Raw genomic sequence first — 26683 nt, 5'->3', positions numbered from 1 at the left:
CCTTCTGGCGAAGGTAGCTACGTCGTGCAACGCAATGTCACCGCAGCACTTCCGCTGGGCCCCGCCTCTCCGTGAGGCGGATTCGCCAAACGAGCGTGTCCTCAGGCACAAACCTGGGAACACGCCCAATAACCGAACGCTGAATTCAAACCGAACTTCTTACAGGCTGAACGCATCGACGGGCACTTCGATCGTCCCCATGTCGTTCATTCCGGCCTTGATTTCGACTTCGAACTTGCTGCTTCGCCAATCGGTCTCTTCGCCATTGACGATCACTTCTTTCAGCGAACCGTTTTCGTGGTTGGCGCGGAACACGACTTCCTCACCGACGGGCAGCCCCTTGATTTCCAGCACGCCGTCTTCATTGCTGACCGCCGCAAAGGGGTGATCGAGCACGACGACCTGGGCCTTCATCCAGTTGTGGATGTTGCAGGCAACCGGAATCGGCGCCGGCTCATCCTCTTTCAGCTCAATCTCAACCGCCCCACCGGCGGGGACCGTCAAGTTCTGCTGGGTGTTGTTGAAGAACTGGAAATTCGCGTTGTGGCCGACCTTGTCCGGGTTGGTGACCTTGATCGTGTCGCCCTTCTTGGCGATCAACACGTGGGGCTCAAACCGGCAATCTTTGTTCGCCAGCTCATGAGTTTCCGGCTTCAATTCCATCTCCGGCAACTCGGTCCCGCGACGCCCCGTGTAAACGTAGACGATCACGTTCTTGATGCCGCTGTTCTTCGGATTCACAACCAGCGTTTCATCGGGAATCTGCTTCAAACCGCAAAACGCCTGATCCACGTTGGGGGCGATCGGCGGAAAGGTTTTCGCCGCGCCTTTCAATTTGAACGTCATCCGCAGCGTGCCCGTCTCTTGGGCCTGGGCGGGTGAGCTGGCCAGCAACATCGCGCAAACGGCGATCGCGGCGGCTGAAGGAACAAACAATCGGGTCAAAGATACAAAGTGGTTCACACGTAAACTCCTACAGGGATGGGTGCCTCGAACGCGTCGAGTGTAATTGGTCCGCGGGGCGAGATTAAGACCGCGTCCGGCAGCGACATCAAAAGCCAGTGACATCGATCGCTCTCGTACAGACTGGTTCAAGACGAGCAAAGAAAAAGGCGGCGGCCGAACCAGAGCGGGGAACTCAGCCGGCCGCCACCTTCTCAAAAACTAGTCGTCGGGAATCGCGTCGCCACTGGGGGTGGGGTGGGGTAAAGCGGGCGACAGAAACACGATTCCCGGGGGGTCGAGTGGAATTATACGCACAAAGGCGAAAATGTCTACCGCTAAAGCGCCGTAAAGACCCACGAAGTTCCGTCGGCCGGGTTGGCTCCATCGTCACCGAGCCTCTCGATTCGCCGTAGCTACGCTCGCCAGAGCGTGGAAAACGCCGCTGCCCCACCTTCTGGCGAAGGTAGCTACGTTTAACCGCCAGCCCGCTGCACCATCTGCCATCATTTCCGCCGAACAATTACATTGCCGCATCAGCGATCTGTTTGGTGGAACCCTTCCCGTGGTGAATGTGATGAAAGTATTGGTGGTCGGCAGCGGTGGACGCGAACATGCCCTCGCGTGGAAACTCGGACAAAGCCCGAAGGTGACGGAGGTCTTCGTCGCTCCGGGTAATGCGGGAACCGCGACCGAAGCGACCAACGTCGACATCGCGGCGACCGACGTCGACGACCTGGTCCAGTTTGCCAAGCAGCATGCGATTGACCTGACCGTCGTCGGCCCCGAAGCCCCGCTGGTGCTGGGCCTGGTCGATGCCCTCGAAGATGCCGGCCTTCGCGTCTTCGGCCCCACCGCCGCCGCGGCCGAACTGGAAGGCAGCAAGGTGTTCTGCAAGAACCTGCTGCACACCGCCGACATCCCCACCGCCGATTACCGCACCTTCCGAAACGCCGAAGACGCCTCACGCTACATCAAGGACAAGTACAGCGAGCCGACCGATCAGGTCCCCGTGGTGGTCAAAGCCGATGGACTGGCCGCCGGCAAAGGCGTGATCGTCTGTGAGACCCGCAGCGATGCCCTGCAAGCGATCGACCGCATCGCCGGCCAAAAAGAATTCGGCGAAGCGGGCAACGAACTGATCATCGAAGAAAAACTGATCGGCCAGGAAGCCAGCGTGCTGGCGATCACCGACGGCGAAACCATCATCTCGCTGCCGGCCGCCCAAGATCACAAACCCGCCTACGACGGTGACACCGGACCCAACACCGGCGGCATGGGCGCATACTGCCCGACGCCGATCGTCGACGAGGCGATGTTCGCGAAAATCGAATCCGACGTGCTGGTCCCCGTCGTCCACGCGATGAAACGAGCGCGAAAACCTTTCAAAGGCGTCCTGTACGCCGGGCTGATGCTGACCGCCGCCGGCCCCAAAGTCCTCGAGTTCAATGTCCGCTTCGGTGACCCGGAATGCCAGCCGCTGTTGATGCGGCTGAAGTCGGACCTGTTCGATGTGCTGGTCGCCGCAGCCGACGGAAAACTCTCCGAACTCGGGCCGCTCGAATGGGATGAACGCCCCAGTTTGTGTGTCGTGATGGCCAGCGAAGGCTACCCGGGCAGCTACGAAAAAGGCCGCGTGATCACGGGCTTGGACGACGCCGCCGAAGTCGAAGACGTCAAAGTCTTTCATGCCGGAACAACGACCGCCGACGGCAAGGTCGTCAACGCCGGCGGACGCGTGTTGGGCGTCACCGCGATCGGCAACACCATCAGCGCCGCAAAGCTCAAGGCCTACACCGCCGTCCAAAAAATCCGCTGGCCCGGCGCCTGGTGCCGCAAAGACATCAGCGACAAGGCGCTCGGGTAGTTGGCCTCCCGCACGCGCCGGAAGGACGTCGATTGTATTGGTGCAGCGTTCGGCCCACATTCAAATTCTCTCCCTCTGGGAGAGACGGCGTTTACACCAATTGGTCCGCAATTTAGCTGGACAGCGCCACTTTGAATCAGAAACACCAGGATTTGCGGGTTAGAGTTGATCGTACTCGTACTCAGACGTTTCGCCGGTACTCGTACTCCTACTCGATCCGCAAGTTTCCCACGAGCTATCGAGTAGGAGTACGAGTACCACTTTGTTGAGTACGAGTACGACTGGCGTGAAACTCATCCCATCTACCACGGTGATTCCGGCATCTTTTGAGCAAGTCGCCGTAAAGTGGCGCTGTCCAGTTAGGGCATGGCTGGGGGTGGCCTGATGAAAATTGAGTGGCGTCTGGTAGTGGTGAACCGACAATGATTGCAAATTGCAAAATGAACACTGCAAATTGCAAAATGATTTGAGCGACGATTCCCGGCAAATTTAAAATTTGCAATGAACAATTTGCAATTTGCAATCGAGGGATCCAGCAGAATCGTTGAACGTCCCCGAACCTACCCAACCTTCCAAGTTCCGTTGATTTTCATCAGGCCAGGCTGGGGGTGAGGGGCCGTCCACCCAACCAGTTTTCGCAGCGTTGGCCCCCTCATCCCCAGCCCTTCTCCCCCACAAAGCCGGGGGAGAAGGGAGCCATGGTAAATTGTATAGACTTCAATGCGATGCGAGAGACGGCGTTTGCCCAGCAAGTAAATACCATCGAGCAAACGCCAGAGAGGGCCCGCGCTGGAAGAGTCGCTTTCGCCCCCGAAACACGAAAGCCTGGGCGACTTCCACTACGCACCAATCCGTCACGTCGACAAGTTTGTCTATCACCGTCAGCCCAACTCCCAACTCCCAACTACTGAGCCACCGACCGCGTCCCGCCGCCGGCGAAGTTCACATAAATCGGGCTGCCGTCCTTGATCGGCCGCGCCGCCGATGCGTAACCCTTGGCATAGATTTTTTCGCGCAGCTTGCGAAACGAACCGTAGCTGTCGGGATACACCGCCACCGTCACCGTCGTCGTCTCAGCCGGGTAGCGTGACAGTTCCACATCCAACCAATCGTCGTTGGCCAAAACTTCTTCGATCGGAGTGCCATGCGGTTCCTGGAGCGGTTCGAATGACGCGACGACCACCCGCGCACGACTCATCCGGGCGATCGCGTTGCCGTCGCTGACCAGTTCATTGCTGCGGCTAAGCACGTACCGGGCGACATAGCCCCGCACCGGACCGACCGCCGCATCACTGACGCCTTCACGAAGGCTTCCCGAAGTCCGTCGAAAATTTCGTCCGATCTCTTCGGTCAATAACTTGAATGGGATCACCGACAACCGATCATCCTTCAAACGAAAATAGACCTCCTCCCCGAACACGGTCTTGGCCATCGGCGTCGGCAAATGCGAGATCGCGACAACCGGCGGTTGCTCGGTTTCCAATTGAGTCCGGGCACCGACCATCTCGGTCAGCTTCGTCTTCAACTCCTCCGCTTCAGCGTTGCGCAGGGCCGCCTCGCGACGGGCATCGTCCAACTTGGCTTGCTCGTCTTCCCAAGCCGCTTCGGCTTCGGTCAATAAGGTCAACAGGATCGTCCGCCGTTCGGCTTGCTGTGCGATCTTGGAATCCAACAGCTTGATCGTGCGTTCCAACCGCATCGAATCCGCTTGGGCCGACGCCGCCCGCGCCGCCACCGTGGCCAGCGATCGCATCTCGGCCTCGCCGGCGACGCGGGCCTTTGGATCGACCGGTTCGACCTTCTTCGGTTTGGCGTCACGCAAGATTGCCTCCGATTGAGCCCCCAGCACCACGACCAAGATGATCAGGATGCCGACCAGGTTGGCGACGATGTCCAAAAAGGCATCGTGCCCCACTGATACTCCTTCTCTGCGTCGTCGTCCGCTCATTTGAAATCACCTTGCGGGTTGGTTTCTGCATGACGGTATCCGTCACCTTGATCGCCGCCGACACGCTGGATCGGCAGCCCGCTGCCGATCATCAGCCGGCTCCATTGTTGGTACTGCGGCTCCGCACCGGGCATCACATCGACCTTCAATTGCGGCGACCAGCGGGCACCGGGCGCGGCCGCGCCCCAACGCTCGATCCGGTCACGAACACTGGTTGCCAATTCCAGCGTCGCCTGATTGAAGTCGTCCGGGCCGAGCGTGAACGTTTCGTCCGTCCGGCTGACCGCATCGGACAACAACACGAACCGATCGGGATAGATTTGCATCCGGACCGAACGAACGATCTCATTGCCGCGGCCCAACGTGACACTGCTCGGCAACGCCCAATCGGCGCCGCGTCGCTGGACCAACCGACGAGGGTTCTGGGGCGAATCGGATGGCGTGGATGTCGGATTCTGATTCGCGATTTCGCTCTGGCCCTCGGTCGGCGCCGGGGCTTTCCTACGCTGCGACACCTTGGGCTGGTTCATTCGGTTCATCCCCGATGGCGCCCCGGCCAAGGGGCCGAACCCGCCGGGATCGTCTTGGGTTTTAGCGTTGGCCTTGCCAATGACTCGTTGCCGACCTCCGGAATCCGAATTGCCCTGGGCCAGCACCGCCGAGGATGATTGCTCGTCGCCGCTGCTTGGAAACTGCATCCCGGCGGTCTTGGGATGGGACGAATCCGCATCTGTTCCACCGGTGATCTGACCGACCGCCGTCGTGGCCGCCTGATTCAATTGACGGTCAGTGGCTTCCGATTCGGCCAACAACGACGCCGACTCTTGCAGTTGCCGGTCCAACCTTTGTTTGGCCGCCTCGGGCGTGAGCGGTGTTTGATCACTCGATCCACCGCCGCCGTAGGTTCGCGTGGGGAACATCCGATGGTCGCGGTAACCACTTTGCCGACCCTGACGATCCATTTGTGAAACCGACAACCGCGGCACCTTGGCGGGCGGGCGTGACGGTCCGGCAGAACTTGGCGGCATCTGACCCTCGGCCCCCGCAACCGATCCGCCGGCTCCCGCTCCACGCTGAAAGTTCCCGCCGTTGCCCACCGGCCCGTCGACAGAGCGGCTGCCGGGATAGCGACTTCCGGATCCCCGAATGGATCGCACGATCGACTGTTTGGTCATTCGATCGAGTGCCTGATTGATCGCGTACTCCATCCGCTGGCGCATCACCGGATCGGGATTGGGATAGGCCAGATTCACATCGTCCGGCACCAATTCGTATCCGAACTGGTCGTCCCAATCCGTCATCGCCGCTCGGGCCGCGTAATAGCTGTCCACGCCACCGGGACGGACCAACAACATCGGGTAGGGCGGAATCGTGTCGCCGTACTGCTGCATCGCGTGGTAACGAGCGGCGCGCAGCGCATCATCGAGCGGATTGGCCGTCGAAGACGATTGCTCCAATTGGTTCCGCGTGATCGTGACGCCTTCGGGCCAAATCGTCACGCCCTTGGCCGTGCACTCCAAATAGAGCGGCCGCCGGTCGGTGCCGTTGGGTCCCTGGTGCGGAACGATCACAAAACGCGGCTTGGCCGTTTCGATTTCTTCGCGCAGCTGCTTCACCACCAACTGTTCTTTGACCAGCTGTTCCTTCAGGTTCTTGACCTCTTCGGCCGTTGCCGCCGGCATCGGATCCTCGGACATCGCCTGTTCCATCGCCTGGCCGATCTGTTTCAACCGCTCGCGGATGCGTCGCATGTGGTCTTCGACGTGGGCCAGTTGGTCGCGTCGGTCTTCCAGGTCACCCGTCTGTGCGTCGCGAAAAGAAATCAATTCGCCCAGGCGAAACTCTTCCTCTTCGACCAACAGTTCGACGTCACCAACGGTCAACTGTCCCGGATCGCTCGGTGGATCTTCGACCGTTGTCTCGGCGATTTGTTGCGCCGCATCGGAGGTGTTTTGTGCCACCAACGCCAACAGCAGGATCAACGTCCCCAGGGTACAAACCAAGACGGCGAGGAACGGGAACAGTGTCGGCGACAGGCTCTGGCGTCGACGCCCGCTCATGCAGCCCGCCTCGAATCTTGGTTCATGTTCGACTTGACCGCCACCATCTCGCGGCTCAGCACGTCCACGGCACGCGCCAGCACGATCATCGCGTCGGCCATTCCCTGGCCTGCCGCCGCGCCCATGTTCTCATCGATGCGACGGTTTGTTTCGTCCAACAGATTCAGGTTTGCCGCCAACGTTTGTTGCAGATTCAACACCGAACTGGCTTGCTCGCGGACCAACGCCGCCTGATCGACTTGATCCAGCATCATCGCGTGCTGTTTCGTCATCGCATCGGCACCGGCGACGATGGTTTCCTGCCACGTCGAGAGCTGTGATTGCCATCGGTCGAATTGATGTTCCAGCTGTTCTCGGTTCCGCTGCGTCGAACGCTCCATCTGCTCGGCATGGTCGTGAAGTGCATTGGCATGCTCGCGCATTGCTGGCGTCAGAGTTTGCTCCACCGCGTCGACGAAGCTTTGCGATTGCACGTTGTGAGCTTGCTGCCAATAGCCTTGAGCTTCGTCGATCGTTTCCCGCCACAGCGTCGTTTGGTTGCTCAGCGATTCCGCGACCGCCGTACGAACGCCCTCGCACAACTGGGCCAGCAATTCGAATTGGTTGTCGGCGACTTCATCACCCGGCAGATGCAACCCAGTCAAAAAGCCCACGCGTTCATCGATCGCGGCCAACAACTGTTGCTCGCTGCGTTCGACAGGGAACTGCAAGAAGATCGCCACGATCGAAAGCACCAAGCCCAACGCTGTGGTGTCAAACGCCACGTACAAGCCACTCTTCAAATTGTCGACCGCCGCGTTGCCGTTGGAAAAATCCAAGCCGCCCAGCGTTTGCGTGATCCCGATCACGGTCCCCAAGAACCCCAACATCGGGATCGCCCAGACGATGATCCGGACCAGGGCGAACGAGTCGTGCGCCGAATCGGCATCGCGAGAGGATAGCTCGCGCAGGTCGTCGGCCAAATGCTTGGTGGTCCCACGCCCGGACTGACGCATCAGGACTTCACGCAGCCGGACAACGAGCTGGCAGCGGGCAACCTCGCGAGGCAGCTTGGCCAGATCACTCGACCAGGTCTGAGCGACAAACCCGGCGTCGTGACGGTCGCGGAATTCCTGTGTCGGTGAATCGAGTTGTCGTTGGGGCGACAGGGCCGCATCGTCGGCGCGTCGCAGCAACGCCCATTGTTGACGCGTCGCCCAGGCCTTCAGCCCCAGGATGCAAACCGCGATGCAAAACAGGATGGTCGCCGCGATCGCCACCGGGTGGCCGAGGAAGTAGCGTTCCAGCGGCGCCCACGAGGTCGCGTAAACCAGCGCATAAAAGACGCCCGCCAACACGCCCCCGCCGGCCACCGCGACGATGCCGCTGAGCCGGTCGCGGTGATCCGCGACTCGACTGTCCTGATTGCTATCAAACTTGCCTGCGTTTTGCGACTCAGTTTTGCTCACGCCAGCGTCCTTGCCGAGGGAGGAATCCGATTGTTGGACCGGTGTCCAAGCACAATCCTTACCACCTGATCGTCTTCCCCCTCAGGCCATCTCCACCCAATCCGCAGAATTCAACAGCCGCCCCACCGACCAGCGCACAAACGCACCGTAGCGGAACTCGCCAAGAGTTTCGCCCCCATCGCATTGCGAATGGTGCCACCCACCAAGCAGGCAACCACGCCCTGCGAATGGTGCCACCCACCAAGCAGGCGCCCACCATGGAATCGCTAGCAATCACGCCTCGCGAATTGATGGGTGGCACCAAATGCGACTGGGCGGGTGGGGAAATAGGACCAATGGGACAGATGCGACCGATAGGACACCACCGTCCCCAATCACACCTCGGTCCCATAGGTTCTCTTGGTCCTATGGGTCCTATTTTTCGCCTGCGTCCCACCGTGGAGCTCCGCCACCGGCGCGAGAGAGCCGAAAGCCTTGGCGGCTTCCGCTACTGCCCGCATTCGCTGCTCAACGCCCCCGTCTGGCCGTCACGTAAACGAACTCCAGAATTTCAACCGCCAGCTGATTCAGCCCGAACGAATCGATCGTTGTGACGCTGCCGTCGACGGCACTCGCCTCGACCGCGTACACCATCAGGTAACTCGACGCGGATTTGATCGGCACATGCTCTTCATGATGCCATTCTTCGGCCGGCACGCAAACCAACGCGGGCTTTCCAGGCGTGGGTTCGGGCAACGCCAGCGAATCGACGTCGATGATTTCGAAGGCGATGAAATGACCCAACGATTCGGGGACCTCGGCCGGCGGGCCGTCGGCGACCGTCTGGGCGGGAATCAAATAAAACACCGGCTGCCCCAACCGCACGCTGAACGACTGCGACCCGCTGTAGACGTCTCGCAACTGGATCGTCTTGCCCGACTCGGGATCGGGTTTGCGGATGGAATACCAATTCAAGTAGCTCGGCCGCCCGTTGTCCGCCTGATCCATGTCGCGCGGTGACGAGTACAATTTCGGACCGCGAAAATTGATCCAGCGACGCTTTTCGTCCAACTCCGTCTTCACTTCCAAACCGTGCAGCACCGGATTGGACGCCTTCACCGACACCACGTCGTGGGGCGATTCGGCGACCGATCGCGGCACCATTGCCAGTGCCACCAAGACGACGGGCAACAAGACGCGGAAGGGCAGGGCGGAGCAGGGCAGGGCAAACATGACAGAGGGTCCGGTAAGCAGAAGCGGACGAGTGAGCACGCGGCGTTTGCTCCATTATCGCCTGCCGTCTAGGGATCGACCGCAGCCTTGATTTCCACTGTCGCCGTGTTCTCCGAACTCGGCACCCCAAAAGCGAAGCTTCGCCCCGCGCCGAGTTCGGAGAGGACGGCGACTGTCCACCCCAATCGAAAACCAAGCCACTGTCGCCGTGTTCTCCGAACTCGGCACCGCCAAAGCGAAGCTTCACCCCGCGCCGACCTCGGAGAGGACGGCGACTGTCCAGCCCGATCAATCACAAAGCCACTGTCGCCGTGTTCTCCGAACTCGGCACCGCCAAAGCGAAGCTTTCCCCCGCGCCGAGTTCGGAGAACACGGCGACTATCCAGCCCAATCGAAAACGAAGCCACAGTCGCCCGGTACGTCCCACCCTCACTTCGCAGCCGTGTCCTCATAAATCGGCAGGTGCCGGTAGTAGACTTCCAAGTTCAGCAGGTTCATCGTGGTCACGTACAACCGGCCGGCGTGGGCGCTCCAGCGGTCGGGGATCGGCAATTCGGGGTCCCAGGAACCGGCTTCCGGTCCGACCTTGATCTGAGTTTCCAGCAACAGCGGATTCAAATATTGATTCCAACGGTCCCAATAATCGCCGCCCATGTGAAACATGAATTGGGTGGCGTAATACCAATAGTATCCATCGCGTAACGGACGGCGTCGCTCTCCCAGCCGCGGCGGGTACTTCAGCAGATACTCCGCGGCGGACTGCATCTCGGGTTGCTCGCGACTCCACCCGTTGTACATCCGCATCAGCATGCCCACGGCGGTCATGGTCGGTGTCGGCAAACGTCCGTGTCGCTGCTGCGGCGTGTCGGCGGCGAACGGGTTGTACCGATAGCGATCCAACCGCTCCGGGCCGTCGCCGCGTGCGAGCGACAACCAGTGATCGATCCCGTCATAGGCGGCTTGTGACACGTCTAACCCGGACAGATCGCCGCTTTTCAGAGCCATCATCATCCACCCGGTGACACTCGTGTCGCTGCTGACCTGGGGCGAATAACGCCAACCCCCGTAACTGCGGTGCTGGGTTGCCATGATGTAGTTCAGTGATTCCTGAGCCCCCTGACGCAGCTCGCGGTCCTGGGTCATCCCATAGGCTTCGCACAACGCCAAGGCGGCGATCCCGTGACTGTAGAACATCACGTTTCGATCGCTCAGTTCGTTTTCGCTGCGGTACAGGTTTCCGCTGGTACGTTGGTTGTCCAGCAAGAACTTCAGCCCCTTGCTGACCGTGCCGGCGTATTGGTGTTGGGTGTGGGTGTAGCCGGCGCCCTGGAACGCGAGCAAACACAATCCGGTCGCGGCGGTGTCGCTTCGCAAAATCACGCGGTCCCCGTGGCCCTGCAACGACCAGCTGCCGTCATCGTTCTGGACGCTTGCCAGATAGGCCAGCCCTCGCTCGATCGCCTCCTCAGTCGCCGGGCCTCCCATGCCGGGGGCGCTGGACGCGGCGCCGCCGCTGGTCCGCATCACACGTCGCGAAAACGATTCCACGGCGGCGATCTTGGTGCCCGCCGGGGTGGCCGGCCCGCCGACTTGGCGTCTCGGCCTGGCTTCGCGTGGCAACTCCATCGCCGCGATCTCCGGTTGCGCATCGCTGGGGATCAATCCGGCCGACGGGGCGAGTGTGTCGCTGATCCCGACCGGCCCGATGTCGGCCAACAGATCCAACGCCATCGCCGGTGCGCCGGCGGGAGCCAACTCGGCCGTCGCCGCGCCACCGGATTCGCCTTCACGCCCGACCACCGCATCGCTTGCGCCCAGTCGATCATCCAGCTGATCCGACGGCGCCGCGCCGGCGATTCCCGCGGCACTGGCCGGCACCGACTCGGCCGGCGTCATCGTTCCCATCGGAGAGGATCCGCGGACCACGTTCATGCGACGGCCGCGCCCCGGCGCCCGTGTCGCCGGCCCGGCGTTCACGTTGGGCGCCCCGACCGCGGCCGAGAGTGTGTTGCGAGCGACCCGCGCGCCGCCGGTCGGACTGACCGGGGCGGTCTCAGTCATGAAGCTTGGTGCGGGGCCGAGCGTGATCTGGGCCCCGGTCGTTTCACCGCGAGTCTCGGTCGGAATGTCGGTCGGCGAGAGCATCAGCGAGGCCTCGTCGCTGGCCCGGGCCACCGAGACGACGACGGGCGCCGGCGCGGCACCGGCGACCGCCGACGGCTGGGCGATCGTCCGCGAACGCCTGGCTCGCGCCAGCCCCGCGTCGCCGATCGTCGGCATCGATTCATTTGCGCTCAACGAAGTGGCCGCAGGCGTCGCCCGCGGGGTCTGGATCGATTCACTCGGCTGAGGCACCACGGCCGGCATGTCCAAGCGTGCCGCCGCCTGTCGCGATGCACTCGGTGTGGCGTTGTCGGCCAACTTGCGCTCGGCCGGTGCGGCCGGAACGGGACTGGCGATCTCTTGAGCCGGTGAGGGCACCTCGATCGACTCGGCTTGCGGCTTGGGCGCCGGAGCGTTGCTCTCCCGCCGCGCCAGTTTCCCCGGCGCATCGGCCGGCATCGGCTCGCTCGCACTGGGCTGATTCCGCTGCATCAAAAACTTCTGCATCGGTTGGTTTTCGGGCTGCCGCGGCTTGGGCACCTCCAACCGCGGTTGCGATCGTTCCACCGGCGGCAATTGACGCTGTTCCTTGGGGATCTCGCGAGACTTGGTTTCCGCGTCGACCGGCTTGGACCAATCGGGCGTTTCCTTGGATTCCTTGGGTGCCTGAAAGATATGCTCGGGCACGGTCTTTCGGATCGGCGTCCGCTCGCGTTTTTCGCCTTTGGATGCAAGCGGTTGATAGGCCGCGAACACGACGTAGTGGATCGCAAAGATCAACAGCAACAGGTGCACCGAAATGCTGAACAGCAGCCCCAACAGGATCGCCTTGCGCAGGAACCGCGACGTGATCGCCCGCAGAACCAAGGAAAGGATCACGGCGACACAGATGATTCCGACCAGGTACGTCGTCGCGTTGTACAGCAGACGCGGGTCGTCGAACCGGAACGGGGTCGCGATCAGAAACAGGACCAGACCGGCCAGCGTGACCACCGACAAATCCAGCGGCCACATCCGCGCCGAATCGGTCGGCGTGCTTTCGACACGAGGACGGTCATAGTCAGATTCAATTCGCAAGATAAATCGGTCCGCGGCGGGTTGTTAGGTTTCAGGGTTTAGGACAGAAGGCAGATGACAGAAAAATGGGGGGCAGAAAAATAGAGGTGGGGAATAAAGAGACAAGAAAATGGGTGACAAAAAACAGATGGAACCGACTCAAAACTCAAGTCTCAAGTCTCAAGTCTCAAGTCTCAAGTCTCAAGTCTCAAGTCTCAAGTCTCAAGTCTCAAGACTCAAGACTCAAGACTCAAAACTTCCCTCACTCCGGGCCTTCCAGCGTGGTCACCGAATAATCGCTGATTCCGCTTCGATTGCAGACGTCCATCACGCTGACGACGGGTTGGAACGAGGATTCTCGGTCGGCTCGGATTACGGCGGACTGGTTGGTCGGGTTGGACGCGACGCTGGCCTTGAGCAGTTTTTCCAGGTCCGGTAGCGACGTCGCTTGTCCGCGCAGATAGATTTCGCCGGCCTTGTCGATGTCGATCACGATTTCGCGAGGCTTGCCGATCATCGGCACGGCGCTGGTGGCCGTCGGCAAGACGATGTCCAAGCGACGCTCCTCCTCCTCAAACTCGCTGGTGACCAAGAAGAAGATCAGCAGCAGAAACACGACGTCGATCAGCGGTGTCAGACTGAGCGTCCCGGCGACGCTGGAGCGTTTGATTTGAACAGCCATCGATCAACTCGCCTTGGCTTGGTTGGCCTCGTCGGTGACACCGGCGTGGGGCGGCGCGTGCGACGGCGGGGGTGGCGGCGGAGTGACGTTGCCTGCCGAGCCGTCGACGTACTGGATCGGGATCAACGTGCCATCGCTGTCCAGCCGTCGCCGGCCGTCAAACCGGGCCAATCCGGGTGCCAGGTCGAACACAAGCTGTTCAACACTGTGAAACAATTTCGCGATTCGGTTTTCCAGGTACTGGGCAAAGATCGCTGCGGGAATCGCGACGGCCAGCCCCGCCAGCGTGGTGACCAAGGCGGTGTAGATGCCTTCGGAAAGTTGCTCGCTGCGGGAGCGATCGGCCGACAGCGATGTCGACTCGTGAAAGGCAACGATCATGCCCCAGACCGTTCCCAAAAGCCCCATCAACGGGGTCGCCGCGGCGGCCAGCGTCAACCAGCGGACGGGCGACGCATAGCGGTCGGCCTCACGCCCGATCGTCTCGGTCGCCGTGCGTTCGATTTCCCCCAGCGGCTGGCCGGTGCGCATTAACATCGCACCGACGATACTGGCCGTCGGCGAAGGGTGTTGCAGACATGCCTGATAGGCCGTCGGCGGGTCAAAGGATTCCACCGGATCGGCCAGTCGGCGAAGCTCGCGAACCAGACGCCGCGGCATGACTTTCCCGCGTCTTAGACTGAGCATCCGTTCGACGGCCAGCGTGACGACCAACAGGCTCATCAACCCGATCGGGATCATGAACCGACCGCCGCGCATGATCAGCGACAACATGTCGATCCCGGTCGGCTCGGCGACCGCTTGCGGCTGTTCGTCTGTCGGCTGGGCATTCATGACCGACTGGATTTCGGACGCATCGACCGACAGTCCGGCGTCGTCTTGTGCGAAAGTGCGAGTCGAGCCTGTCGCGCCGCACAACCACGCCGCACAAAGGCCGACGACCAAGCAGACCATCGTGATTCGTTTTTTCCTGGCGTCGTCATCGCGACGCGGGTTCATCTGATTGGAAGTCACGACTACTGCAACGCCTCCAGACGCTCGGCGGATTTCTTCGCCAGTTCGTGTCCGGCATGCTTCTGGACGACGTACTGATAAAACTGTGTCGCGAACTTACGCGACCGATTCTTTGCATCCTGGGTCCGGGCACTTTGCATCAGCAACTCGCTGCAGCGTCCCGCTTCGAACCCACTTTTGGCTTGCCAATTCTTGATCGCCGGCGGCGCGTTCTCACCGCCGAAACCAAACATCACACTTTGAAACTCCGGGATCGCTTTGTCGAATTGCTTTTCACCGAAATAGATTTCGCCCATCATGAATCGAGCCCGCGCGCCGACTTCGCGACGGCGATACTGCTCGGCGACTTGACCGAAATACTTGAGTGCCTGCTGCAGATCGCCTTTCTGTTGGTAGGCGAATCCGGTTTCGTAAAAGACTTGTGGCAGGTAAGCGGTCGCGGGGAACCGTTGTTTCAATTCGTCGTACCAACCGATCGCTTCATCCCAACGCTTCAGCTGTGCCGCCGACTGACCGCCGTGCAACAAAATCAACTCGCGGACTTGGCGTTCGGCGGCGTCACGCAACGTGTTGGCGTTTTCGTCGGCCTCGCGAATTTTCTGCCGGCCGATCGCATAGGACTGCACCGCCTCTTCGAACGACTCCTGTTTAAACAAACATTCCCCGACCATCATCCGTGCGTCGATCGCCAGGTTTCCCCCGGGATGTTTTTCCGCCTGTTTGGCAAACGCCTCTCGGGCTTCGTCCAGCTTGGACTCTTTGAACAACGACCATCCCAGACGATAGAGCGCCTTTTCGCTCATCGCATCATCGCTCGTCTTGTCGGCGGCGATTCGAAAGTACTTCACCGCGGTCGGCCAATCGCTGGCCGAATAACGTTGCTGGCCGACAAAGTAAGCCGCCTCGGCCGCCAACGGCGTCTCGGGGTATTCGTCCAGCAAACGACGGAACTGCTCGACCGCTTGCGTCTCCTTGTCCGATTCACGCAACGACCAGCCGAGTTCATACAGCACCTTGTCCATCGCCGGGTAGCCCGCGACCTCGTCGACAAGCCGCTGCAGTTTTTCCGCCGCGTCACCGGGACGGCTTTGCTTTTGATCCACCAACGCCAATTCGTACAACGCGTGCCCCAAGTTGACTCCAGTCGGCCTGAGTTCCAAGTACTGCTGCAAGTCCGCTTGGGCAGACTGCAGATCACCGAGTGTGCGATGCGAAATGCCCCGCGCGATCAAAGCGTCGTCACTGAGCGAGTGGCCGGGCGATTGATCCAAGATCACGTCGAGCGACTTAAGGGCTTCGGCATGGTTGCCTTGCTGCATGTGTGACCAGCCGCGACCGTAAAGTGCATAGGGGATCAGACCTTGGTCCCGTCCCGCGTCAATGATCTGGCTATACAGCTTCACCGCCTGGGCATAGTCGCCCGCTTTGCTCGCCAGCTGCCCCAGTTTGTAACGTGCCTGGTCCGCCATCGCCGACGCCGGGTCTCGGTCGATCAACGCCTGCCACGCGGCATTCGCCTGGTCGGACTTTCCGGCCGAAAGCAACGCGGTTCCCTGCAGCAGGCGAGCTTCCGCGGTGCGTGACCATTCCGGCGCGACCTCCGCCACTCGCCCAAACGACTCGGCCGCATCGGCTGGCCGATCGGACATCAAATGGGCTTGTCCGACCAGGAACTGTGCTTCGGCCTTGTGCGACGCTTGCTCCAAGCTCGCGTACTCTTTTTTCAACAGCGCGACGGCGTCGTCAAACGCCTTCATGGAATTCATCGCGACGGCGGTCCGCAAGACCCACACCGGTCGTTGCACGTTGTCGGCTGCCGCGGTTTCCAGCAACGCCTGATAGCTGTCGACCGCCGCCTGTGTCTTGCCGGTAAACAGTTGGCTTTCGGCGACAATAAAACGGACATCGCTCTCCAGCGGATCGGACGCGAATTGTTTCAAGAATTCGCCCGCCAGCCGCCCCGCCTTTTCATAGTCGTTGACTTGCAAAGCAGAGAAGGCGGCGTTGTAAAGCGCCCGTGGGGCCAGGGGATCATCCGGTGCGTCACGGTAGACCTGCTCGGCCACAGCGATCGATTCGGCGACGGTCGCCGGGTTCATCGACAACGCCTCGGCCAAATCGACACGCAGATCGATCGCAAAGTCGCCTTCGACTCCGGAGTCCAATCGCTGTTTCGCAATCGCGACGGCCGCGGCGGCGTCACCCTTTGCCAGCTTGATTCGCGCCAACCAGTGCGCCGCTTCAGTCGCCGCGACCGGACTGTTTTGCGTCAGCACCGTTTCGAACCTGGCCGCCGCTTGATCGATGTCGCCGCCGCGATACAGACTTTGTCCAGAAGCCAACGTCGCGTTGGCCGCGTAGGGCGAATCGGGAAACTCGCGTTGCAATCGATCGTACCCGGCGGCCGCTTCGGTCGGCTTGCCGTCCTGCACCAGCGCGTACGAGCGTCGAAAGATCGCATAACTCGTGTCGGCATCCTCGGTGGCCGCCGCGATCGCTTTGTCGAACGACGTGACCGCGGCCGGGTAATCACGCTGCGCAATCATCAAATCGCCCAATCGCAAATGGACATCGACGACCAACGGGCTGTCCGCACATCCGTTCAATAACTTCTCGAACGTCTCGACAGCCTCGCCGGTTTGGTCCAATTCCTCGTGGGCGATGCCCAACGCGTACAGAGCATCGCACCGCAGCGGCGAATCCTTGGCCGACGGCAGCGACAAGAATCGGTGATAGAACTCGATCGCACGAGCCCGTTCACCGAGTCCATAAGCCGCTTCACCGCTGTAAAAATACGCGCGGTCGATGTAGGCACTTTTGGAATTCTCTTTGCGTAGCGTTTCGAAGGTTTCGATCGTTTTTTGTAGTTGCGATCGGTCACGCCGGGGACCGTCACCGGCCGACGCGTAAAAGCACCAGCCGCGATTGGCAAGACTCTCCTCACGCAGCTCATACTTCTTGTCTTCCAACGCCACCCCGAACGCTTCGGCCGCGGCGACGTAGTCCGGGTTTTCCTTCTGCATGTAACAGACGCCCAGATAATGCGCCGCCTTGGACGCCAGATCGTCGTCCGGGTACATCTCCAAGAACTTCTTCCAGTTCTGGATCGCCAGTTCGATCGCACCGCCGGTCTGAAAATTGGCCGCGTCGGCATACAACGCGATCGACTCCTCGGTCGACTCGGCCGCCGACAGCCGATCGCCAATCGAGAGCCCCAGCAGAGCCGTCAGGGCGATCGCCAAAACACAGCAGCGGCGCAGGACGGTCGCCGCAATAGCCGCAGCAACGCTTCCACGGGCAACACTCCCACAGGCAACACTCCCACAGGCGGCAATCGCACGGAGTGGGAACGCGAGGTCCGGCGTCGAACAAGCCGGGGATCGAACAAAAGAATCAGAACGCACGGCGATGTTTGGGGGGCAAAGGAGTCCAGGTGACAGACGGGACATCAGCCACAGTTTAGCGGTGTGTCGTTGGAGTCGATAGTTCGCCCTCGGGATTGCCCAGACCGAAAAGTCGGCCCGGGAGAGCGAGGATCCCTGCAAATACCGGCCAAAATGTCGCATTTCCGGCGGTTTCCACACCACAACGCCTTCCCAGCGAACCGTTCCTGTCCCTCGTGACGTATCAGTTAGCTTCGCAACCGTCGTGCAGGACACCTATACGTTTTCACAGTGAAAGTTTGACGTGACGCAACTCAGCCCCTCTGGCAAGACCCATCTGATCACCGGCGGCGCCGGATTCATCGGCTCGCACCTCGCACAGCGACTACTCGCGCGGGGGGAACGGGTCCTGATCGTCGATGACCTGTCGACCGGTCAACGCAAGAACTTGGATCCGATTCTGGGCCACGAGAACCTGGAGTACATCGAGGGATCGGTCGAAGACGATCGCCTAGTGGCCGAAGTCGTCGGCCGCGCCGACAGCGTGTACCACTTGGCCGCGGCGGTGGGCGTCGCGCTGATCGCCAAGCAGCCGATCCAGACGATCGAACGCAACGTCTATCCGACTCAATTGATCCTGGACCGACTGGGCGAACGGGCACGTCGCGGGGCACACGTCCCATGCTTCATCGCCAGCACCAGCGAAGTGTACGGCAAGAACCCCAAAGAAGTCTGGTCGGAAGAAGACGACTTGGTGTTCGGTGCGACGACCAAGCCGCGTTGGAGCTATGGCGTGTCTAAGGCGATCGACGAATTCTTGGCGTTGGCGTTTTACAAGGAACAACAACTGCCGGTCGTCGTCGGGCGGTTCTTCAACGTCGTCGGTCCACGCCAAACCGGCGCCTACGGCATGGTGCTGCCGCGGTTCGTCGAAGCGGCAATCAAGGGCGAGAAACTGATCGTGCACGACGACGGCGCGCAGATCCGATGCTTCGCCCACGTCGAGGATGTCGTCGGCGCGGTGATCAAACTGGTCGACACCCCGTCCGCACACGGACGCGTTTACAACATCGGCAGCGACACCCCGGTGTCGATTCTGGAGCTTGCCAAACGCGTGATCGAGCGGGTCAACCCGAAAGCCGAGATCGACTTTCGATCCTATGCCGACGCCTACGACGAAACCTTCGAAGACATCCGCCGCCGGGTCCCCGACCTGACACGGATCGCCGAAACGATCGGCTACGCCGCCACCAAGGACCTGGACGCCATCATCGACTCGGTCGCCCAGTCCATGCGTCCCACCGTGGGATAGGCTTCCAGCCTGTCATCCCCCAACCCTCGTTCCAATGCTCGGGACGTGAAATCTATTCCGGGTGAATTTCACGTTGCGTTGCGTGAAGCAATGACAACACAACCGCGTCGCGGTTGCACGCCAGCGGCGTGTCACAACAAAGCTTGGGATCGCGATAGCGCACCCCAAGCTCAGACGCGCCACACCCGGCAACCCCAACGGGGTTGAACAACACGCGCCGCCCAACACGCGTGAGCGTTCCGTGGTCCGTTCACATTGCGTCGTTTGTTGAACCCCTCGTTGTTGTTGGGCTACATCACTTTACTGAAAAACAAGTCGCTCAGTAATAAGTTTCACGCCCCCGCCTTCACACCCCCAAGATTTCTTTCGAAAAACCACTTGCCGCACTGCGACAATGGGTGCACGAGAAAACAACCTCGGTGAAACAGTGTCGCCGCGATTCATCCCCTGCTGACGGAAGTTTGTCAGCACGCCGCCGCGCTGTTCACCACATCTGTTTGTGGAGAATTTCGATGCGTAAGTTTGTAGCAATGGCGTTGGCAGTGGTCTTGGCTGGTTCCTTCAGTGCTTCGGCCATGGCCGGTTGCGGAACGTGTGACAAGACGATCGTCGAGAACGCTGTCGCGGCCAAGTCCTTCAACACCCTCGTCGCCGCCGTCAAGGCTGCCGGGTTGGCCGACACGCTTTCCGGCAAGGGACCGTTCACCGTTTTCGCCCCGACCGACGAAGCGTTTGCCAAGCTGCCCGAAGGCACCGTGGAAAGTCTGCTGAAGCCGGAGAACAAGGAAAAGCTGGTCAGCATCCTGACCTACCACGTCGTCCCGGCAAAGGTGATGGCCAAGCAGGTCGTCGGGCTCGATGAAGCCAAGACCGTCCAAGGCTCGGCCGTCAAGATCGAGGTCAAGGACGGCAGCGTGATCTTGAACGGCAAGTCCAAGGTCGTCAAAACCGACATCAACTCCTCCAACGGGGTGATCCACGTCATCGACACCGTGATCCTGCCCAAGAGCTGAATTTAATTCGCCCGTCGCTCGTCCCCCCTTGAGAAGACGAAAGCGAACTCCGCCGGCGCGCACCACGCGCCGGCGGAGTTTTCGGTCGTTATCGGGACAGCCCTTGCCGAATCGGGCCACGATTGCCTATCTTGTGGGGCTTCGCGGTTCTGTACGCCAGCCAGGCCCGCTTGCACCCCAAAAACAACGAGAGAAATGCCATGAAAGAAGGCATCCACCCGAAGTACGAAGCGACCACGATCTCCTGTGGTTGCGGCAACTCCTTTGAAACCCGCACCGTCCGTGGCGGCGAGCTGAAGGTCGATATTTGCAACGCCTGCCATCCGTTTTACACCGGCAAGCTGAAATTCGTCGACACCGCCGGCCGGATCGATAAATTCCAAAAGAAATTCGCCGCCGGTTCCTACGGCAGTTTGCAGAAGAAAGGCAAAAAGAAGAAATAGCCACTTCATTTTCGCCGCCAGACCACTCCGGCCCGACCATTCGGGTGCCCCAAGTGATCTGACGCCAGGCTACGCCAACCGCATGGTCCTCGCAGCTCGCAGGACGATGCGGTTTTTTTCTTCGATTTCTGCACTCCGCCACCTGCCCCCCCCGACGTCCCCCACGGACCGCTTGCGACCATGAGCTCCATTCGCGACCTGCTGGAAGAAAAACTGGACCGATTCGAGCAACTTGAACGCGACATGTCCGACCCGGAAGTGCTCGGCGACGGGGCGCGGATGAGCGCGACCGCACGCGAGCACGGCGGCTTGGCCCGCTTGGCCGGCAAGTACCGCGAATTCAAACGGATGAGCAACGAGATCCAGGGCTGCAAGGAGATGGCCGAGGCGGCCGAGGACAGCGAAGAACGCGAAATGGCCGAAACGGAGATGGCCGACCTGCGGCATCAACGCGAATCGCTGTGGGAAGACCTGTTGTCGATGACCATCGGCGGTGAAGACAGCCATCGCACCCGCTGCGTGATGGAAATCCGCGCCGGCACCGGCGGTGAAGAAGCCGCGTTATTCGCCCGCGACCTGTTTGAAATGTATCGCCGCTATGCCGAATTGAAAAAATGGAAAGTCGAGCTGATGGACAGCAGCCCCAGTGACATGGGCGGCTTCAAAGACATCACGCTGACACTCGAAGGCGACAGCGTCTATCGCGACTTGGCCTATGAATCCGGCGGACACCGCGTCCAGCGTGTCCCGGAAACGGAAACTCAAGGCCGTGTCCACACCAGTGCCGCGACCGTCGCCGTCATGCCCGAACCGGAAGACGTCGAAATCGACTTGAAGGCCGACGACTATCGCGTCGACAAATTCGGCGCCTCCGGCCCCGGCGGCCAACACGTCAACAAAACCGAATCGGCGATCCGACTGACCCACCACGAAACCGGCATCGTCGTCCAATGCCAAGACGAAAAAAGTCAGCACAAGAACCTGGCCAAAGCACTGCGAGTGCTCAAGGCGCGGATCTACGAAAAGAAACGCGAAGAAGAAGCCGCCAAACAAGCCGAACAACGCAAGGGTCTGATCGGATCGGGCGACCGCAGCCAACGCATCCGCACCTACAACTTTCCCCAGAACCGCCTGACCGACCACCGCATCAACCTGACGCTTTATAAACTGGACCAGATCCTCGCCGGCGACCTGTCTCCGGTGACCGAAGCGTTGATCGAATACGATCGGGATCAACTCCGCGGAGACATGGTGGACTGATGTCTGATTCCTCAAGCTCTCAATCGCAAACCGCCGATCAACCGTGGACCGTCTTGCGGCTACTGCAATGGACGACCGAGTTCTTTCAAAAACGCGGCAGCGACTCGGCGCGGCTGGAAGCGGAAATCTTGCTCGCCCACGCCCGCCAGTGCAGCCGCATCGAACTTTACACGGCGTTCGAACAACAACCCGACGCAGAACAACGGGCTGCGTTTCGTGAACTCGTCCGGCGGCGCGGCGAAGGCACCCCGGTCGCGCAACTGGTCGGTTACAAAGAGTTCTACTCGCTGCGGTTCCGCGTCAATGAACACACGTTGATCCCGCGACCGGAAACCGAGCACCTGGTGATCGAAGCGCTCGACTGTGCCAAAGCGATGTCGATCAGCGACCGCCCGTTGCGAATCGCCGATGTCGGTACCGGATCGGGCGCGATCGCCGTCGCCCTGGCAGTCCATTTGCCCAGCGCCCAAGTCACCGCGACCGATCTGAGCGAACCGGCGTTGGACGTTGCACGGTGGAACGCCGACAAGCACGAGGTTGCCGATCGCGTCGACTTTACATGCTGCGATCTGCTCTCCGGCGTCGACCAACCCGCGACGTTCGACCTGATCTGCAGCAACCCGCCGTACGTCAGCGAAAGCGAATTCGCGCAACTCGACCGCTCGGTCCGCGACCACGAACCGAAATCGGCCTTGGTCGCCGGCGAAGACGGGACGGAGGTGATCAAGCGGCTGATGGCCGAGTCGTACCCGCGGCTGGAACCCGGCGGCCGGCTGATCATCGAACTCAGCCCGATGATCGCCGAAGCCTGCGAAGACCTGGCCGAACACATCAGCGAACTCGGGGACCTGCGATTCATCAAAGACCTGGCCGGCCACCGACGCATCCTGTCCCTGGGGCGAATGGAGTAGGCTACCGCGGCTACGTTTTTTGATTCGGCGGGACAGTCGCCGTCACAGTCGCCGTCCTCTCCGAGGTCGGCGCGGGGAAAGCTTCGCTTTTTCGCGCTCGCCGAGTTCGGAGAACACGGCGACTTTGATGCGCTCGCCGAGTTCGGAGAACACGGCGACTTTGATGGGCTCGCCGAGTTCGGAGAACACGGCGACGGTCGGAAAGCGTCGCCGGGGCACCGCGAATGCTCTGTATCCCGCCCAAATAGGTGTTTTCCCGGGGGTGACGCCCGATCATCGGCCGCGCGCGACACCCTTCCCATCGACGATCCATCGCGGGCGGCTATGATGTATCGGCTCGAACGACCTGAGAACGATTCCCAGGTGGCAACCGAATCTCCACCCGGCCTGGAAAACGGATCGATTGAACACGACGCTCCAATCTAACGCCTTGTGGAACGACACCACGCTGCACGCCGACGATTACTACGAGCGCTGCGACGCTGAGGGAGCGGTGCGCCCCCACTGGGCGCTGGTCAGCGAGGAGATCAACACCCTGGGCCGCGAAGCACTTCAAGACCGCTCGGCGGCGATCGAGCGTTTCTGTCGCGAGAACGGCGTCACCTTTCACGCCGCCGAGACCCCCGAAGAAACCAATCGCCCCTGGCAACTGTCGGTCGTCCCGTTCGTGATCGGAGCGGGCGAATGGAGTGAACTGTCGACCGCGTTGGCCGGACGGACGCGTCTGCTGGAAACCGTCCTGGCCGACCTGCTGGGCCCCCAGCGATTGATCCGCGAAGGCGTCGTGCCGGGAGAGTTGCTGTGGGCCAACCCGTCGTTCAATCGCACCTACCACAACTTGGAAACGCCCCAGCAACACCTGCACGTCACCGCGACCGATTTGGCCCGCGATGCCAATGGGGTCTGGCACGTCACCGGCGACCGCACGCGAGCTCCCAGCGGTTTGGGGTACCTGCTGGAAAACCGCATCATCACCAGCCGCGTGATGCCCAGTTTGATCCGGCACAGCAACACGTTGCGGCTGGCATCGTTCTTCGAATCGCTCAAGGAACACCTGTATTCGCTGGCATCCAGCCATCGCGACAACCCGCGGGTGGTCTTGCTGACGCCGCCCAGCGGCAGCTATCGCGAATTCGAAGACAACTACCTGGCGCGGTACCTCGGCTTGAACCTGGTTCAAGGCAGCGACTTGGCCGTCCGCAACGGCGAACTGAACCTGAAAACACTCGGCGGATTGCAACCGATTCAAGTCCTTTGGCGACACGTGTCCGATCGCCGCTGTGACCCGCTGGAACTCGATCCGACGACCCGCGAAGGCGTCACCGGGCTGCTGCGTTGTGTTCGCCGTCGCAGCGTCGCGGTGGTCAACGCGATCGGCAGCGTGCTGGTCCAAACGCCCGCGCTGCTGCCCTACCTGGACGCCGCCCATCGTTTCTTTTTCGGCGACGAATTGAAATTGACGTCGGCCAAAACCTATTGGTGCGGCGACCCCGACCACCGGGCCTACGTGATGCAGCACCTGAACTCGCTGAACTTCCGCAACGCGTTCGCGGTTTCCGGCGGCTCGGCGATCGTGCTCAGCGAGTTGTCACAGAATGATCGCGACGCCTTTCTGCGACGACTCAATGCCAAACCGTCGGACTATGTCGCCCAACAGCGATTGCAATTCAGCAAGACCCCGGTCTGGACCGGCAACCAAATCGAACCGCAAAAGGCCACGCTGCGATCGTTTCAATTGCAAACCCCCGGCGGCGTGACCGTGTTGCCCGGTGCCCTGGCCCGCGTCGGGCACGATCAACTGGAACTGACCCGATCGCCCGTCAGCGGCCAGATGACCCAGGACTGTTGGGTCACCAGCGATACACCGGTCGACGAAACCAAGACGCTGCTGCCCGATTCGGAAACCGTGATCAAACTGCGTCGCGGCGGCGACGAATTGCCCAGCCGCGTCGCCGAACACCTCTACTGGCTCGGCCGTTATGCCGAACGCGCCGAAGCGATCTCGCGCGTGATGCGGACCACGCTGGCCCGGATCGCCGGGGAGGAGCATTGGGACACGCTGGCCGAAGTCCAACGGCTGGTGCGGACACTCGCGTCGATGGGCCAGATCGAAGCCAGTTTTGCCATCGAACCCTTCGTCGCCAATCTGCCGCACGTCGAACAGACCCTGCCCGCATCGGTCCTGGATCGCGACCAACCACGTGGGCTGATTCGCACCCTGGAATCGGTGATGCACAACACAATCGCCGTCCGCGGTCGCCTGTCCAGCGAAGCCTACCGGATCGTGCACCGCGCCACCGCCGAACTGACCAATTCGATCACCGCCTCGGGCGCCAATTCGATCGGCATCGGCGAAGCGATCGAACGCGTCGACCGGCTGATCGTCGACCTGTTGGCCCTGGCGGGACTGACCAGTGAGAGCCTGGTCCGCACCCATGCCTGGCAATTCCTGGAATTAGGGCGACGGATCGAACGCGCCGAACACCTCTGCGAATTGCTGGTCACGACACTGTGCCCCGCCACTGACAACGGCAAATCGATTTGCGAAGCCGTCCTGGAGGTCTCCGACAGCATCGTCACCTACCGGTCACGCTACAAGAATCTGGTCCGCTTGGCACCGGTGATCGACCTGTTGGTGACCGACGAAACCAACCCACGCTCATTGCGGTTTCAACTCGATCACATCGCCAGCTTGATCGAAAAACTGCCCAGCGTCGAAGGCCCGGTGGGACTCGATGCGATCAAACGCCTTGTGCTGGACCTGCAATACCGGATCACCACCGCCGACCCGATCCAGCTGTCCGATACCGGTGACGACGGCACGCTGGCGCAGCTCCAGGCCTTGCTCCAGCAGGTCGCCGAGGATTTGCCACGGCTGGCCGAAGGCATCAACGCCCGCTACCTGATCCATACCGAAGTGAGACAATTCCTGACTGGGACGGGGCGATGAGCGAAGACAACGACGCAAAGATCCGCTACCGAATCCGCCACCTGACCGAATACCGCTACAGCAACAACGTGGCGGTGTGCCAGAACCAAGTGCGGATGCAACCGGTCAGCGGAGGCAATGTGACGTGCGAGCGGACGGAATTGAAGATCGCGCCGGAGCCGACCAGCCGAGACGAACATGTCGATTACTTCGGCAATCGCGTGATCACGTTTTCGATCGAAGCGATCCACAAGTCGCTGGCCGTCGACGTGGAAAGCGTCGTCGCCGTCGCGGCCTCTGCGACCGAGGACACGTCACCATCGCCGAACTGGGAATCGCTGTTGGCGACCAGCCCGGATCAACTGCGACGCCCCAAGATCGACGAACATCGCTTCGGCTCGCCGCGGATCCCCCCGGCCGAACCGTTCAGCCAATACGCCGAAGGTTCCTTCACACCGCAACGCGAAATCGTCGACGCGGCCTTGGACTTGACGCGTCGCATCAACGACGATTTCAAGTACGACACCACGGCCACCACCGTCGAAACCACGACCAAGGAAGCGTTCACCTTGCGTGCCGGCGTCTGCCAAGACTTTGCCCACGTCGAAATCGCATGCCTGCGTTCGATGGGGCTGGCCGCACGCTACGTCAGCGGCTACCTGCGGACGCTGCCGCCCCCTGGGAAAGAACGCCTAGTCGGGGCCGATGAATCCCACGCCTGGGTCGAAGTTTACGCCGGCGAGGAAATCGGCTGGCTGGGGCTGGACCCGACCAACGCCTGCCTGGTCGGGACCGACCACATCCCCGTGTGCATCGGCCGCGACTACGACGACGTCAGCCCGATGCGCGGCGTCGTCCTCGGCGGCGGCACCAACACCCTCAAAGTCAGTGTCGACGTCGAACCGATCGCCCCAGTGTAAAACCGTTGTCCCAGTGTAGAACCGTTGTCCCAGTGTAGAACCGTTGTCCCCAACTGTTCCCCCTGACCGCCACGCGGTCACCCGCGCTGAAAAAAGTGTAGAACCGTTGTCCCCAACTGTTCCCCCTGACCGTCCCGCGGTCACCCGCGCTGAAAAAAGTGTAGAACCGTTGTCCCCAAC

The 26683-nt window shown here is 61.1% G+C and carries 18 protein-coding genes; 8 read left to right on the top strand and 10 right to left on the bottom strand.

Going from position 1 to position 26683, the window contains the following annotated elements; all coding sequences use genetic code 11:
- Positions 1 to 159: 159 nt before the first annotated feature.
- The gene (locus H1B37_RS20010; protein WP_353620871.1) at positions 160 to 963 is read right to left on the bottom strand and encodes a methylamine utilization protein; all 804 of its coding nucleotides are present in this window, start codon (positions 961 to 963) and stop codon (positions 160 to 162) included.
- 556 nt (positions 964 to 1519) lie between these two features.
- Here H1B37_RS20010 and purD point away from each other — a divergent pair.
- Positions 1520 to 2809 carry a phosphoribosylamine--glycine ligase gene (gene purD, locus H1B37_RS20005; RefSeq protein ID WP_220498281.1) on the top strand — a complete coding sequence of 430 codons (1290 nt, stop codon included), beginning with the start codon at positions 1520 to 1522 and terminating at the stop codon, positions 2807 to 2809.
- 904 nt (positions 2810 to 3713) lie between these two features.
- Here purD and H1B37_RS20000 read toward each other — a convergent pair.
- The 8 genes from H1B37_RS20000 to H1B37_RS19965 all read right to left on the bottom strand — a co-directional run bounded on the left by H1B37_RS20000 (position 3714) and on the right by H1B37_RS19965 (position 17736).
- Positions 3714 to 4724, bottom strand: a complete 1011-nt coding sequence (locus tag H1B37_RS20000) for a hypothetical protein (protein ID WP_182868422.1) — start codon at positions 4722 to 4724, stop codon at positions 3714 to 3716.
- Between the two features lie 29 nt (positions 4725 to 4753).
- Positions 4754 to 6817: a hypothetical protein gene (locus H1B37_RS19995; protein ID WP_182868421.1), complete on the bottom strand. Its 2064-nt coding sequence runs from the start codon at positions 6815 to 6817 to the stop codon at positions 4754 to 4756.
- The gene (locus H1B37_RS19990) at positions 6814 to 8265 is read right to left on the bottom strand and encodes a MotA/TolQ/ExbB proton channel family protein (RefSeq protein ID WP_182868420.1); all 1452 of its coding nucleotides are present in this window, start codon (positions 8263 to 8265) and stop codon (positions 6814 to 6816) included. The genes H1B37_RS19995 and H1B37_RS19990 overlap by 4 nt, the downstream gene beginning before the upstream one ends.
- A gap of 507 nt (positions 8266 to 8772) precedes the next feature.
- Positions 8773 to 9477, bottom strand: a complete 705-nt coding sequence (locus tag H1B37_RS19985; RefSeq protein ID WP_182868419.1) for a DUF7450 family protein — start codon at positions 9475 to 9477, stop codon at positions 8773 to 8775.
- Between the two features lie 429 nt (positions 9478 to 9906).
- A complete protein-coding gene (locus H1B37_RS19980; protein WP_182868491.1) occupies positions 9907 to 12594 on the bottom strand; it encodes a prenyltransferase/squalene oxidase repeat-containing protein in 2688 nt (895 codons plus the stop codon).
- A gap of 304 nt (positions 12595 to 12898) precedes the next feature.
- Positions 12899 to 13318, bottom strand: coding sequence for an ExbD/TolR family protein (locus H1B37_RS19975; protein ID WP_147871056.1), 420 nt, complete (start codon positions 13316 to 13318; stop codon positions 12899 to 12901).
- A 3-nt stretch (positions 13319 to 13321) separates the two neighbouring features.
- Positions 13322 to 14317, bottom strand: coding sequence for a MotA/TolQ/ExbB proton channel family protein (locus H1B37_RS19970; RefSeq protein ID WP_286177928.1), 996 nt, complete (start codon positions 14315 to 14317; stop codon positions 13322 to 13324).
- 17 nt (positions 14318 to 14334) lie between these two features.
- Complete coding sequence (locus H1B37_RS19965; RefSeq protein WP_353620870.1) at positions 14335 to 17736, bottom strand: tetratricopeptide repeat protein; 3402 nt, start codon at positions 17734 to 17736, stop codon at positions 14335 to 14337.
- Between the two features lie 283 nt (positions 17737 to 18019).
- On the opposite strand from H1B37_RS19965, the gene H1B37_RS19960 reads away from it, so the two are divergent.
- The 5 genes from H1B37_RS19960 to prmC all read left to right on the top strand — a co-directional run bounded on the left by H1B37_RS19960 (position 18020) and on the right by prmC (position 22654).
- A complete protein-coding gene (locus tag H1B37_RS19960; protein ID WP_182868418.1) occupies positions 18020 to 19027 on the top strand; it encodes an NAD-dependent epimerase/dehydratase family protein in 1008 nt (335 codons plus the stop codon).
- A gap of 575 nt (positions 19028 to 19602) precedes the next feature.
- Entirely contained in the window at positions 19603 to 20040 is a 438-nt protein-coding gene (locus H1B37_RS19955; protein WP_436298586.1) for a fasciclin domain-containing protein, read from the top strand.
- A 200-nt stretch (positions 20041 to 20240) separates the two neighbouring features.
- Positions 20241 to 20483 (top strand): 50S ribosomal protein L31, encoded by a 243-nt coding sequence (gene rpmE / locus H1B37_RS19950; RefSeq protein ID WP_147871058.1) that lies wholly within the window; start codon positions 20241 to 20243, stop codon positions 20481 to 20483.
- Between the two features lie 180 nt (positions 20484 to 20663).
- Positions 20664 to 21743, top strand: a complete 1080-nt coding sequence (gene prfA, locus H1B37_RS19945) for a peptide chain release factor 1 (RefSeq protein WP_182868416.1) — start codon at positions 20664 to 20666, stop codon at positions 21741 to 21743.
- On the top strand, positions 21743 to 22654 hold the full coding sequence (gene prmC, locus H1B37_RS19940) for a peptide chain release factor N(5)-glutamine methyltransferase (RefSeq protein WP_182868415.1): 912 nt from the start codon (positions 21743 to 21745) through the stop codon (positions 22652 to 22654). Before prfA ends, prmC begins: the two co-directional genes overlap by 1 nt.
- Before the next feature lie 42 nt (positions 22655 to 22696).
- Here prmC and H1B37_RS19935 read toward each other — a convergent pair whose 3' ends face one another.
- Positions 22697 to 22873 (bottom strand): hypothetical protein, encoded by a 177-nt coding sequence (locus tag H1B37_RS19935; protein WP_220498280.1) that lies wholly within the window; start codon positions 22871 to 22873, stop codon positions 22697 to 22699.
- Positions 22874 to 23057: 184 nt separating this feature from the next.
- Between H1B37_RS19935 and H1B37_RS19930 the strand changes: the two genes are divergently transcribed.
- Entirely contained in the window at positions 23058 to 25604 is a 2547-nt protein-coding gene (locus tag H1B37_RS19930) for a circularly permuted type 2 ATP-grasp protein (protein WP_286177927.1), read from the top strand.
- The gene (locus tag H1B37_RS19925; protein ID WP_182868413.1) at positions 25601 to 26503 is read left to right on the top strand and encodes a transglutaminase family protein; all 903 of its coding nucleotides are present in this window, start codon (positions 25601 to 25603) and stop codon (positions 26501 to 26503) included. Before H1B37_RS19930 ends, H1B37_RS19925 begins: the two co-directional genes overlap by 4 nt.
- Positions 26504 to 26683: the final 180 nt, after the last annotated feature.

Origin of the sequence: Stieleria mannarensis, from assembly GCF_014154935.1 — a bacterium.
Lineage (GTDB): Bacteria > Planctomycetota > Planctomycetia > Pirellulales > Pirellulaceae > Stieleria > Stieleria mannarensis.
This window is presented reverse-complemented; position numbering and strand designations above follow the sequence as displayed.